Genomic DNA, 12,552 nt, shown 5'->3' with positions numbered 1-12,552 from the left:
TTAAGGAAACAGCCGTGAACAAAGAAGTACTGCTGAAACGTATTCATGAGGAGTGGTTGGTCCTTATTCTGCGGGGCGACACGCCCAAGCAGACGGAAGAGACATTCGATGCGCTGATTGAAGGCGGCGCGACGCTCCTGGAAGTTCCATTCACAACCGAGGGCGCGCCGGGGATTATCCGGCGATTGCGCGAGCGGCACGGCGACCGCATCGTTGTTTCCGCGGGAACGGTCACGACGCGCGAGCAAGCGAAGGCGGCCATCGATAATGGCGCGCAGGGCATTGTGTCGCCGAACCTGTATGCGCCGGTGGTGGAAGAAGCAGTGAACGCGAACGTTGTGTCTGCGCCCGGCTGCTTCTCGCCCAGCGAAGTTGCCGATGCCATGCGCATGGGCGCGGATCTCATCAAACTCTTTCCGTGCGACATGGTTGGACCGCGATTCGTCTACTTCATGCAGGGACCGTTCCCGGGTGTGCGCATCATGCCCGCGGGCAGTATTACCATCCACAACATGAACGACTACTATGCCGTCGGCGCATACGCCGGCGTTGCGGGCGTGACTACCGAGATGCCTTTGGCGGACGCTGTCAAAAACCGGCGCTTCACGGAGATCACAGATTGCGCGCGGGAATGGACGGCCGCAGTGCGACGTATGAAAGCAGGGGAGAGCACGTCTTGAATACCGTCGAAGTTGCAGACTTCAGACACCTGCCGATTCAGGAGATGGAATTTCGTATCGCGGCATTTGAGGCGCGATTGCACGCGTCGCAGCGTTCGGCCCCGGACTCCAAACTATGGGTCAGAGATGCGTTGCGCCGCAAAGGGGCTCCGCGTTGTCCCGTTCGCAACAAACGCCTTTCCCTGGACATCATTCTGAAGTACGGCGATATGCTCGCTGACCTGTTCGATTTATATCCGGACGACGTCATCGCCGTGATTCCCTACGACATCACCGTTGGGTATCAAGCGCCTGAGAAATCGCCGCGAATCAACACCGTGGAAGCGTTGATGCGGAGCATGGAATGGGTCGATGAATGGGGTACTCGCTGGGGTCATGCGTTTGGCGGAGTCGGCGCGACTCCCATGGATCATCCGCTTAAGGACTGGTCCGAACTCGACACGTATCTGCGTGAGACGATGCCCAAGGCGGATGTGCCTGGCCGGCTCGCTGAAGGCGAGCGCATCTTGTCGATGCACAAAGACTCGAAATACTGCTTTGGGATAGTCCATCTCGCGCTGTTCGAGCGGCTTCATTCGTTGCGCGGGATGGAGAACGTATTTACTGATTTCTACATCTACGAATCGGAGACGCGCCGGCTTCTGGACGCGCTTGAAGAATACCTTCTTCAGATGATCCGGCAGTGGGCCGCGCTTGGCGCGGACGGCGTGTTTATGACCGACGATTGGGGTTCGCAGAGCGGATTGATGATTTCGCCCGAACTCTGGCGGTCTATCTTTAAGCCTTACTACAAGCGCGCATTCGACGAGATTCACGCGCTCGGTATGGAAGCGATCTTTCACAGTTGCGGCAATGTAACGGACATTGTAGGCGACCTCGTCGATATCGGTTTAGACGTATTGGACCCCGTGCAGCCGGGGGCGATGGACATTGAACACCTTGCAAGGGAATTCGGCGGCTCACTTGCGTTTTGCGGGGCGGTGGACATTCAGGACTTGCTTCTGAACGAGACTCCCGCGCGCGTAAAGGACGAAGTGCACCGCATCATTGACACATTGGGTACACCGTTTGGCGGCGCGCTGCTTCTTGGACCGGCCAATGTCTTGACTCCGGATATTCCGTTCGAAAACCTGGTGGCCCTCTTTGAAGCCGGCCACAACTCGAAATAGAAAGCGAAGCTCACCCTATGAACGTACGTGCTGCCGACCTCAAAGCGCTTGTGGAATCGATTTTTGCCGGCCGTGGATTGTCTGCGCGCGACGCAGGCGTTATGGCCGATTGTCTGGTGCATGCGAACCTGCGAGGCACGGATTCGCACGGCGTCATGCGTATTCCTCACTACGTTTCGCGTGTCGATGCTGGATCCATCAATCCACGGCCCAATACCGTCATTGAGCAAACGGGTCCCGCTACGGCGACCGTTGACGGGGACCACGGGTTTGGTCCCGTCACGACGTGGGACGCGATGGGTGTTGCGATTGATCTCGCGCGTGACGCGGGTGTTGCGTTCGTGGGCGTCAATCACAGCAACCATTGCGGGGCACTGTCATTCTTTGCGCACCGCGCCATGGATGCCGGAATGATCGGATTCGTCTTTACGCAGACCGACAAAGGTGTTGTGCCCTTCGGCGGCCGATTGCCGTTCTTCGGGTCGAACCCGCTGTGTATCGGGGTGCCGACGCGATCGGGATCGCCGGTTGTTCTGGACATGGCCACAAGCACCGTCGCGGGCGGGCATGTCTACAAAGCGCGGATGGAGAACAGACCGATTCCGCCTACGTGGGCGCTGGACAGCGATGGCAAGCCCACGACCGATCCGCACAAGGCCACTTTCTGGACGCCCGCGGCCGGAGCCAAGGGATACGGCCTTGGGGCTGTCATTGACGTGCTGACCGGCCTGCTCTCCGGCGGAGCATTCGGTCCGAACATTCCGATCATGTACGGTGACCTCGACAAGAAACGTAATCTGTGCCACCTGGTCGGAGCGTTGGACTATCACCGGTTCGCGGGCGGTGATACGTTTCGCGATCAAGTCGCGGCGATGGTTACGGCATTGCACGCCGCACCCACGGCCGAAGGTTTCGAGCGCGTGCTGGCTCCGGGCGAACCGGAGTACTTGCGATCGCTTGAGCGCTCTGAGAGCGGCATACCCTTGGACGAGCAACTCTGGAACGAACTGAACGCGCTGGCCCCAAAGTAGTCTTGGGCAGCTAAGCAATTATTCACGAAAGGGAGGAGTACCCGTGAAGAAAGTCATCATTACCGATCATGGATTCCCAAACATCGACTTCGAACGCAGGATCATCGAGTCGGCGGGATTTGAACTCGAGACCGTTCAACCCATCTGTAAGACGGAAGACGATGTCATTCGCACGTGTGGCAATGCCGACGTGCTTCTCGTCCAGTGGGCGCCTGTCACGCGGCGCGTGCTTGAAGCGTTGCCAAATGTGCGCTGCATCGTGCGGTATGGTGTCGGCGTCAACAACTTCGATCTCGAAGCCGCGAAGGACCTCAAGGTCGTGGCGGCAAACGTGCCCGACTTCTGCGTCGAAGAAGTCGCAAACCACGCGCTGGCCATGATTCTCTCGCTGTGCCGGCGCATACCGCAGGACCACGCTCAGATCCTTCAGGGCGGCTGGGGCGTGAACCCGTTTCGGCCGATTCCCGCCCCGACCGATCTGACCCTGGGGTTGGTGAGCTTTGGCAAGATAGCCAGGAATCTCGCGCGCAAGGCTGCCGCGTTTGGATTCAACATTGTGGCGCATGATCCCTTCCTCAAGCCGGAAGCCTTTGCGGAATGCAACGTCAAGCCGGTTGGGTTCAAGGAACTCCTGGCCAAGTCGGACATCGTTTCGCTGCACTGTCCGCTCGTCAACGAGACGACGCATTTGATGAACAAAGATACGCTGGCCGAGATGAAGCGCGGCGCCATTTTGATCAACACGTCGCGCGGACCGGTCGTTGACGAGCCTGCGTTGATTGAAGCCCTGAGATCAGGTCAGCTTGGCGGCGCGGGGCTGGACGTGTTCGAAGTCGAGCCGCTACCCGCTGGCAGTCCGTTGCGCGAATTCAACAACGTGATACTTACAAGCCACGCCGCATCGGTGTCGGAGAAGGCCGTGGACATGCTTCAGACGAAAGCGGCCGAGGCGGCACGCGATTTTCTGCTTGGCAAAGACCCCGTCTCGCGGCTTGTGTAACGAAACAACATTAGAACCTCAAGAGGAGTTATAGATATGAAGTTTGTTCGATTCACAAGTGCGGGGCATCCCAAAGGCGTTTATGGTTTGGTGGGTGACCAGGGTGAGATACGTGTCCTGAAAGGCGGCTTGTTCGATAAACCGGAACCGACGGGTGAGGTCCTTGCCGAAAAAGACATCGTCCGTTACCTAGCCCCAGTCGATCCTCCCAACATACTTTGTGTAGGCCGCAACTATCGCGAACACGCCGCGGAAACGGCGGACGAACTGCCATCGGCACCTTTGCTGTTCATCAAGGCCACTTCGGCCTTGAATGCGCACGAATGCGACGTCGTCATCCCCGCAATAGCTCCCGAGTTCATCGATTACGAGGGAGAGCTGGTAGCCATCATCGGCAAAGCGGCGAAGAACGTCTCTGTCGAAGATGCGCTGAGCTATGTCTTTGGCTACTCCTGCGGTAACGACGTCTCGGCGCGCGATTGTCAGAAGAGCGATGGACAATGGGCGCGCGCGAAGAGCGTAGACACCTTTGCCCCCATCGGCCCCTACGTGGTCACGGACGTGGACGTGAGCGACGTGCGCGTGCGCATGCTCTTGAACGGCGAGGAAATGCAGAACCAGTCGACCAAGGACATGGTATTCAGCGTCGCATATCTTGTCAGCTATTTCAGCAAAACGATGACCTTGCTTCCCGGAACGGTGTTGTACACCGGTACGCCGAGCGGCATCGGCCTTGCCCGCAAACCGCCCCGGCTGCTTCGCCCCGGCGACGTGTGTGAGGTCGTTATCGACAAGGTGGGAACGCTTCGCAACCGGATGGTGGCCAGTTCATAAACTCGAGAACTCAAATGAAGACACTCGCAACCGAAATAGACGACACACGCGTGCCAGAGGGCGGCGTGGCCCTGTGGTGGCTTGCGCAAGCGGGATTCGTATTCAAGAATGCCGCGGGCAAGGTCATCTATGTAGACCCGTACCTCTCCAACGTCGTGGAGAAGGCATTCGGCTTCAAGCGGCTTTCGCTCGCGCCAATCGCGGCGGAGGACGTGCGCGCCGACTGGCTTGTGAGTTCGCACGAGCACCTCGATCACCTCGACACAGATGCGTTGCCCGTGATCGCGAGCAACAACCCGGCGTGCCGGTTTGCGGGCACCATCGCGTGTGTTCCCGAGTACGAGAAGATGGGCATTATGCCGGATCGCCGTATCCTGCTGGAGGCAGGCGCGTGCTACGAACTGGATGGTGTGAAGGTGCACACCGCACGCGCGGACCACGGCGATCTCTCGCCGACGGCGCTTTCGCTGCTCTTCGATTTCGGCGGTGTGCGCGTACTGTACACGGCGGATACGGCACTTAATATCCCGTTGATGCAGCCACTGATCGACCGCAAGCCCGATGTCCTTCTGACATGTATCAACGGCCGCTTCGGAAATCTCGATGCCGAGCAGGCCGCGGAACTCACGACGCTCATAGCGCCACGCGTCGTTGTCCCCTGTCACTTCTGGATGTTCAAGGAGCACAACGGCGATCCGGAATCGTTCATCCAAGCATGCAGCCGGCGGTGTCCGCACGTTCCCGTGCGGTTATTGACTCCCGGTGAAGGTTTTCGTTGTACAACACAAGACATTGCGGCGATCCGCCCGGTGTCGTAGAAGGAAATTCTATGAGCAGAAGGATACGTTTTGTCGAGGCGCTGCGTGAAGGCATGCGCCAGGAGATGGAACGCGACCCCTCGGTCTTCGTGATGGGCGAAGGCGTGGGGCCGCACGGTAGCGCGTTTAAGCAGACGGACGGCTTGTGCGCCCAGTTTGGCGAGGAGCGCCTGCGTGATACGCCGATTTCGGAGCTGGCCATTGCGGGAACAGCCGTGGGCGCGGCCTTGTTGGGGATGCGGCCCATCGCCGATCTGATGTGGATCGATTTCTCCATGCTCGCCATGGACCAGATCTGCAATCAGGCAGCCAAGCTTCGCTATATCTCGAACGGCCAGGTACAGGTGCCGGTTGTCTACCGCATGTCGACGGGCAAATCGAAGTCGAATGCCGCGCATCATTCCGGCTCATTCTACTCGTGGTTCATCAACACGCCGGGCTTGAAGGTGGTGCTGCCGAGCACGCCCCACGATGCAAAGGGACTCATTATCGCGGCGATTCGTGATAATGACCCCGTCATCTATCTCGAACACAAACTTCTCTTTAACACACGCGGCGAAGTCCCTGAGGAACCCTATGAGGTTCCGATTGGAGTCGCCGAGGTGAAACGCGAGGGAAAGGACCTCACTATCGTGACGAACGGGGCCATGGTCGGATTCAGTCTGACGGCCGCCGAAACGTTGGAAAAGGAAGGTGTGTCTGTCGAGGTGATCGATTTGCGCACGCTGATGCCCTACGACGGGGAAGCGGTTCTCACGTCGGTTCGCAAGACGGGTCGCCTTCTAGTTGTTGAGGAAGGTTTTCGATTCTGCGGACTTGGGTCCGAGATCATCGCGCATACGGTGGAGAACGCGATGGATGCGCTGCGCGTTCCGCCGAAGCAACTCACAACGATGCACACAACAATACCTTTCAGCCCACCCTTGGAGGATTATGTGTTTCCCAACCCCGAGCGCGTCGTGGATGCCGTGCGCGCCATGATGAGCGCTTAGGCTCGAGGAGACTACGACTATGGATAAGACAACCAAAATCCGGCTGCTTGACACGATGCTGCGGATCCGCAAGGCGGAGTTGCAGTTGGCAATTCTCTACAAGAACGGCAAGGTGCCGTGCGCGGCGCACCTCTACGAGGGACAAGAGGCGATAGCCGCGGGCATCTGCGATCACCTCACACACAACGATTGTCTCACGAGTACCCATCGCGGACACGGACACTGCATCGCGAAGGGCATGGACATGAAGGAAATGGTCGCCGAGGTGTGCGCGCGCAAGACCGGTTGTTGCAGCGGTAAAGGCGGCACGATGCACCTGTTCAAGCCGGAGATCGGCGTTATGGGCACCATCGGCATTGTCGGTGCGGGCATTCCAATCGCCGCGGGACTCGCGCTTGCCATGAAGATGAAGAAGACCGATCACGTCGCGGTGAGTTTCTTCGGCGACGGCGCCGTTAACAACGGCGCGTTTCACGAGAGCCTTAATCTCGCGTCGCTTTGGAAGCTGCCCGTCATATTCGTTTGTGAGAACAACCACTACGCAACCTCCGTGGCCGTATGGCGATCCACGTCCATCCACAAGATCGGCGACCGCGCGGCGGCCTACGAAATGCCCGGCTACAGTGTTGATGGCAATTGTGTCGACAAGGTCTACGAAGCAATGGGCACCGCCGTGAAGCGCGCGCGCGCAGGCGAAGGTCCGACGCTTATCGATTGCGAGACCTATCGCGTGCGCGGGCACTACGAAGGTGACGACGCCCTCTATCGCAAGAAGGAAGAAGTGGTGGAAGCGCGCAAGCATGACCCCATCGAATACTGGAAGCATGAATTGATAACAGAAGGTGTTCTTACTGAGCAGGAATTCGAGGACATGGTTGCCAAGGCAGACGCCGAGGCGGAAGCCGCCGGCGCTTTTGCGATTGAGAGTCCCTTCCCAGAGCCAGAAGAAGCCTTGATGCTCACCGCCAAAGGATAGAGGAGAAGAAACGGTTATGGCGCACGTTATCGTAATGCCCCGGCTGGGGCAGACCATGGAAGTTGGTGAAATCGTCGAATGGCTGAAAGCCGAAGGCGACAAGGTTCAGAAGGGCGAGCTCCTGATGAACGTTCAGACCGACAAGTCTACGTTGGAGGTCGAGTCGGATTTCACGGGGGTTCTGTACAAGATACTTGCCACACCCGAGGATGGCGAGATCGAGTGTTTTGAACCTATCGGCATTATCGCGGAGCCCGGCGAGGTCGTTGATGTAGAACAGGTATTGGCCGAGTTTGGCAAGAAGTAAGGGACGTAGCTCATGCAAGCAGATTTGAGCGGGAAGATTGCGATAGTCACCGGCGCCGCGCAAGGGATTGGACGGGCTGTCGCGGAGACCTTTGCGCGCAACGGGGCGATCGTTGCATTGGCGGACATACAAGAAGAGAAGGGGCGCGCCGCGGCCAGAGAGATCGGCGGCGCCGCTACCTTCTATCCGTGCGACGTCTCCAACGCGGCGCAAGTTCGGGAAGTTTTCGCGGCGGTAGTGAAGGCGCATGGGCGTCTCGACATTGCGGTAAACAACGCAGGTATCAACACGGGAAAACCGGAAGAGCGCGTGAACATCGATCAGTATCCCGACGAAGTGTGGCGTCGAATCATCAGTGTCGATCTCGACGGAGCCTTCTATTGCTGCAAAGCGGCAGCGTCCTACATGGTTCCCGCGAAGTCGGGCGTCATCGTCAACACGGCGTCAATCGCGGGCGTTATTCCTTTGCGGCTTCAAGTCGGTTATGTCGCCGCAAAGGCCGGCGTGATACGCATGACGGAAGCCATGGCCGCGGAACTGGGGCCGTTGGGTATTCGCGTGAATTGCATTTCGCCCGGTTCGACCCTTGTAGAGGGTACGCGACAACTTTTCTACAGCAACAAAGAGGTTGCAGATCGGCTGACTTCATTTATTCCGCAGCGACGGCCCGGTGAAGCACAAGAAATGGCCAATGCCGTGTTGTTCCTGGCATCGGATGCCGGCTCGTATGTTAACGGACACAACTTGATCGTCGACGGCGGCTGGACATGTGGTTTCTCCCGGGATTTTTAGTCCGCAATTTGCGCTGGCGCAAATTGCTCACGTGCAAGATTTTGAGGTTATGCCATGAGGATTTCTCGCGAACACACGTTGTCCTCGGAGAATCGCCTTCTCGCTCGCCTCAAGTCTCGCAAACGTTCTGGTTACGAGACAGGTGCGGGTGTGTTCGTGAGAAATCCAGACTAGATGGACGAATCTTCAACTGAAGGTGAGAGTCTTTCCTCCGAAGTCACCGCGCTTCATCCGTTGCATGGCCGCAGGCCGAAACGTATTCTTCTTCGCGCGGCGATCCTGCTTGGCATCGCGTACGCTGGAGTAACGCTTGTGTTCACTTTCCTTCAGGATTCGCTCATCTTCCCTGCGTTCGGAAAAGTGTGGAGGACCCCCGCCGATCCGGATTATCAGTGGGCGTACGAGGAAGTCGCTCTTCAGGTAGACGGACACACCACGAGAGGATGGTTCATACCCGAGGACAATGCGCGCGCAACGCTGCTCTTCTCGCACGGCAACGGTGGTACCATTTCCGATCGGCTGGACTTCGTAGTCATGTTCAAGGCAATGGGTCTCAACGTCCTTCTCTACGACTACGGCGGTTACGGCGACAGCACGGGACGTCCCTCGGAGCAGCGGTGCTATGCCGATGCGCGCGCCATGTGGCAGTTCCTCACGGAGGAGAAGAAAATTCCGCCATCAGAGATCATTCTCTATGGCGAATCGCTTGGCGGCGGAGTAACCGTCAACCTCGCCACGGAAGTTAAGCCGGGAGCGGTGGTGCTGCAGAGCACGTTTCTGTCCGTCACCAAGCGCGCGCAGGAGATGTTTCCTTTTCTTCCGGTGCGACTACTCCTCCGGCATCACTTCGATAATGCGTCGAAGATAGGAAACATTGCGGCTCCGATTCTCGTCATTCACAGTCCTGACGATACGGTCATCCCGTTTCGTCACGGCCGGGGACTCTTCGAACTGGCTAACGAGCCCAAGACGTTTCTGCAACTCAAGGGCGACCATAACGAGGGTCCATTCGAGTCCCAGCGGAAATACATGAAGGGGCTCGCGGACTTCGTGGACGGTGTGTTCAAGAAATAGACTGCATAATATCGACGGCGTTCACTGGATTCGCCATACGTGGATCACGGGTTTTACGCCGTCTGCGAAAGGCTCCAGGACATAGAGCAGATCGTGCGCCCGATCGTAGGCCACGGATCCGATTCGGAAGCGGCGTTGAACACCCGCGCCGATCATCCCCTCTTCTACATGAGCTGGATTCAACAGTAGATTATCGTCAATACCGATGGACGCGTACGGTTGAGGTTGCCACGGTTTGCGTTCGCCACGCGCCACCGCAGCCAAATCGTCCGGACTGTACAGAATGAACTGCGCGGCGAAACGCGAACTCCACCATCCTCGGTAATCGTTGTGACCTTCGCAGCCTTTCAGGTCTTCTGCCGGGCAGGGCGAGCCGTTTGCCAAGCGGCATGTAGTGAACTGGTTTACAAACTCCGTCTCTATGCACGGAAACTCCGGGCCCGCGGGATTGACCCATCCATACCAGTACTTGGCGCCAACGCCCTTGGTGCCCGCAAATAGCACGGCGGTCTTACCCTTGCTTGTCGTGATCCAGGCCCCGCCTTCCCATTCATCGCAGTGCTGGTAGCCTTTCATTGCTTTGCTGATCACGTCTTCGCTTTCGCGTGAGCTTTCATACTCAAGCAACACCGTTGACTTGAGGTGCGCATTGGATGGTGGCGCCGCGCCGCCGTCATCGGCCCACGGCATGTATGCATAGAGAGCCGGTCCTTGCCCCGACCAGCCGCCGTCACGATAGCGGCCCGTGGCAAGAAATTGCCCATCCACATTGCCCTTGGCCCATGCTTCCGGAATCTCAAAGAGATACCCGTTCACGCTATACAGCGAATGGTCGCCGACATACCACGATCCTTTCGGTTTGGGTGCGGTCAAGGCCGGCTCAATCCACGCATGCGTTGCTACCTGCTTCTCGGCATCTTCGTGGAAGTGCTGTCCCCATGCGAGGTAGATGTGAGGACCTGACGGTTGCCGGTCAACATACTCCATGCCGACGCGTGGAATTTCGTCATACGCGGTGAACAATCCCCTGGCGGCATCTTGGAGTGGCTGAATGAACTCCGCACTATTCAGTGCTGAAGGGTCCTTGGCCTTCTTGGGCTCCGGAATGGACACCTCGGCAATTTGATTTCCGTTGGGCAGCTCTCCGTAAGGAAGCCGATCATGCCCCATTACAAACAGCGACCCCGGACAACCATCCGCGCTGCCGCCGGGATCTCCGTCCGCACGAAACGTCATCGCGTTGCCGCCGTAAGCGAACGTTTCGGGCCGGTCTTCGCCGCCAGGCAGGCGAAACGACCCCAAGTAGGTGAAGTCGCCGGATTGTACGAGGTTGGTTTGAGCCGATGCAGATGCGGCAAGCAAGGACGTGAGCGCCAAGGCGGTGATCGAAACACGAGTAATCATGGTACGTTCCCCTCCATCGGCCGTGAGTTAACTTCTTCACGGCATGCCCAAATACATCAGGGTCAAATCCGAAACGGATGAATACGCACCATGACCGCAGCACGCGCGCGTACCGCGGGACCAAGGCTAGTATAGCACCTGCCGCGACATTGGGATGTCCACAAGACTCGCAGCCAAAGGCAATGTTGCTCGCCGCAAACAGTTTGTGTTCGAGAAAGATCCTCATGGGATAACTTCAACGTCTTGCACATGAGCAATTTGCGCGGGCGCGCAGTTGCGCCGGTTCAAATTGCGGACTAGACTCATTCAGTTCCGTGGACCTACAAGTGGCCGGAGGGGGGAGATGAATATTCACGTCGCAGAAACAGGGATTGTTTATCGGAACCCGTCGCCCAATATCTGGAGCAGGCAAGCCTTCTTTCCGTCTGTACTTCAAGCGCCGTCGGGCGATTTGCTTGCCTCATTCGATATGGGAATCGCGATGGAAAATGCCGACGTCAGGACGTACCTGTGCCGCTCTTCCGATGAAGGCAAGACATGGTCGCAACCCGTCCGCATCCACGAACCCGACTGCAGCCAATCGCCGGTGTCCACGTTGGGGCGCGTGAGCCTGCTTCGCGACGGTACTCTTCTTGCGCTCCAGCTTTTGTGCGATCGTTCACGAAACGAGTTTGGACTCGCCAATCCAAAGACAGAAGGGTATGTGGAGACTCAGTTCTGCTTTCTCAAATCACACGATGAAGGAAGAACGTGGTCGAAGCCTAAATTGATCATGCCGCCACTCGCGTGGAATGCCTTTGAAATCTGCTCACCCATTATCTCCGTCTCCGATTCGCGGTGGTTGCTTCCGACTTCGCTGTGGCGGAACTGGGATGGCGACTGTCCATTTGGCATGAAGGCGGTTTCCTTTCTCTCAGACGATCAGGGAGAGACCTGGCATCGCACTGTTGATGTCATGAATCTCTGGGAGCAGCAGACGGTATGTTGGGAGCAGAAACAGACGGAATTGTCGGATGGCCGGAGGATGGCCGTTTGCTGGTGTTACGATTACGCCAAGAACTCAAGTCTGCCGAATCGCTATGCGTTCTCGACTGACCACGGCGAATCGTATGGACCCGCGTTGATATCGCCGCTTGCCGGTGAAACGTGTACGCCGTATGGGTTGCCGGACAATCATGTCCTCTGTATCTACCGGCGCGTGGATGAACGGGGACTCTGGGCGCATCTCGCGTGTATCGAGGGAGACACCTGGGTGCCGCTCAAAGACGAACCGCTTTGGGGTACGGCGAGATCGTCGTATGGGTTGCAGTCGTCAAGCAAAGTCGAAGAGATGGCCGCGCTTCGATTCGGTTACCCGCAGCTAATCCGATTGCCGGACGGCGATTTCTTCGTCGTATTCTGGTGTGTGGAGGAGTGCGTGGCCCAGATTCGATGGATTCGGCTCCGTTTACAATGAACGATACACAAGACCAAGG

General features: G+C 57.8%; 13 protein-coding genes. 12 read left to right on the top strand and 1 reads right to left on the bottom strand.

Annotated elements, in window-relative coordinates; genetic code table 11:
• Positions 1–14 precede the first annotated feature (14 nt).
• The 11 genes from K1Y02_06580 (at position 15) to K1Y02_06530 (ending at position 9,673) form a co-directional block, all read left to right on the top strand.
• Positions 15–680 (top strand): bifunctional 4-hydroxy-2-oxoglutarate aldolase/2-dehydro-3-deoxy-phosphogluconate aldolase, encoded by a 666-nt coding sequence (locus K1Y02_06580; GenBank protein MBX7256010.1) that lies wholly within the window; start codon positions 15–17, stop codon positions 678–680.
• Entirely contained in the window at positions 677–1,849 is a 1,173-nt protein-coding gene (locus K1Y02_06575) for a hypothetical protein (protein ID MBX7256009.1), read from the top strand. The genes K1Y02_06580 and K1Y02_06575 overlap by 4 nt, the downstream gene beginning before the upstream one ends.
• Positions 1,850–1,866: 17 nt before the next feature.
• The gene (locus K1Y02_06570; protein ID MBX7256008.1) at positions 1,867–2,880 is read left to right on the top strand and encodes an Ldh family oxidoreductase; all 1,014 of its coding nucleotides are present in this window, start codon (positions 1,867–1,869) and stop codon (positions 2,878–2,880) included.
• A 43-nt stretch (positions 2,881–2,923) separates the two neighbouring features.
• Positions 2,924–3,880 carry a C-terminal binding protein gene (locus tag K1Y02_06565; protein ID MBX7256007.1) on the top strand — a complete coding sequence of 319 codons (957 nt, stop codon included), beginning with the start codon at positions 2,924–2,926 and terminating at the stop codon, positions 3,878–3,880.
• Between the two features lie 36 nt (positions 3,881–3,916).
• Positions 3,917–4,714: a fumarylacetoacetate hydrolase family protein gene (locus K1Y02_06560; GenBank protein MBX7256006.1), complete on the top strand. Its 798-nt coding sequence runs from the start codon at positions 3,917–3,919 to the stop codon at positions 4,712–4,714.
• A 14-nt stretch (positions 4,715–4,728) separates the two neighbouring features.
• Positions 4,729–5,532 (top strand): MBL fold metallo-hydrolase, encoded by an 804-nt coding sequence (locus tag K1Y02_06555; protein ID MBX7256005.1) that lies wholly within the window; start codon positions 4,729–4,731, stop codon positions 5,530–5,532.
• 11 nt (positions 5,533–5,543) lie between these two features.
• Positions 5,544–6,524: an alpha-ketoacid dehydrogenase subunit beta gene (locus tag K1Y02_06550; protein ID MBX7256004.1), complete on the top strand. Its 981-nt coding sequence runs from the start codon at positions 5,544–5,546 to the stop codon at positions 6,522–6,524.
• Between the two features lie 19 nt (positions 6,525–6,543).
• A complete protein-coding gene (locus tag K1Y02_06545; protein MBX7256003.1) occupies positions 6,544–7,500 on the top strand; it encodes a thiamine pyrophosphate-dependent dehydrogenase E1 component subunit alpha in 957 nt (318 codons plus the stop codon).
• 16 nt (positions 7,501–7,516) lie between these two features.
• Positions 7,517–7,807, top strand: a complete 291-nt coding sequence (locus K1Y02_06540) for a hypothetical protein (GenBank protein MBX7256002.1) — start codon at positions 7,517–7,519, stop codon at positions 7,805–7,807.
• A 12-nt stretch (positions 7,808–7,819) separates the two neighbouring features.
• Positions 7,820–8,599 carry an SDR family oxidoreductase gene (locus tag K1Y02_06535; protein ID MBX7256001.1) on the top strand — a complete coding sequence of 260 codons (780 nt, stop codon included), beginning with the start codon at positions 7,820–7,822 and terminating at the stop codon, positions 8,597–8,599.
• Between the two features lie 174 nt (positions 8,600–8,773).
• Positions 8,774–9,673: an alpha/beta hydrolase gene (locus K1Y02_06530; GenBank protein ID MBX7256000.1), complete on the top strand. Its 900-nt coding sequence runs from the start codon at positions 8,774–8,776 to the stop codon at positions 9,671–9,673.
• 21 nt (positions 9,674–9,694) lie between these two features.
• On the opposite strand, the gene K1Y02_06525 is transcribed toward K1Y02_06530, so the two are convergent.
• Entirely contained in the window at positions 9,695–11,077 is a 1,383-nt protein-coding gene (locus K1Y02_06525; GenBank protein MBX7255999.1) for a hypothetical protein, read from the bottom strand.
• A gap of 343 nt (positions 11,078–11,420) precedes the next feature.
• On the opposite strand from K1Y02_06525, the gene K1Y02_06520 reads away from it, so the two are divergent.
• Positions 11,421–12,533 (top strand): glycoside hydrolase, encoded by a 1,113-nt coding sequence (locus K1Y02_06520; protein ID MBX7255998.1) that lies wholly within the window; start codon positions 11,421–11,423, stop codon positions 12,531–12,533.
• The last annotated feature ends 19 nt before the right edge of the window (positions 12,534–12,552 follow it).

Source organism: Candidatus Hydrogenedentota bacterium (genome assembly GCA_019695095.1).
GTDB lineage: Bacteria > Hydrogenedentota > Hydrogenedentia > Hydrogenedentales > SLHB01 > JAIBAQ01.
This window is presented reverse-complemented; position numbering and strand designations above follow the sequence as displayed.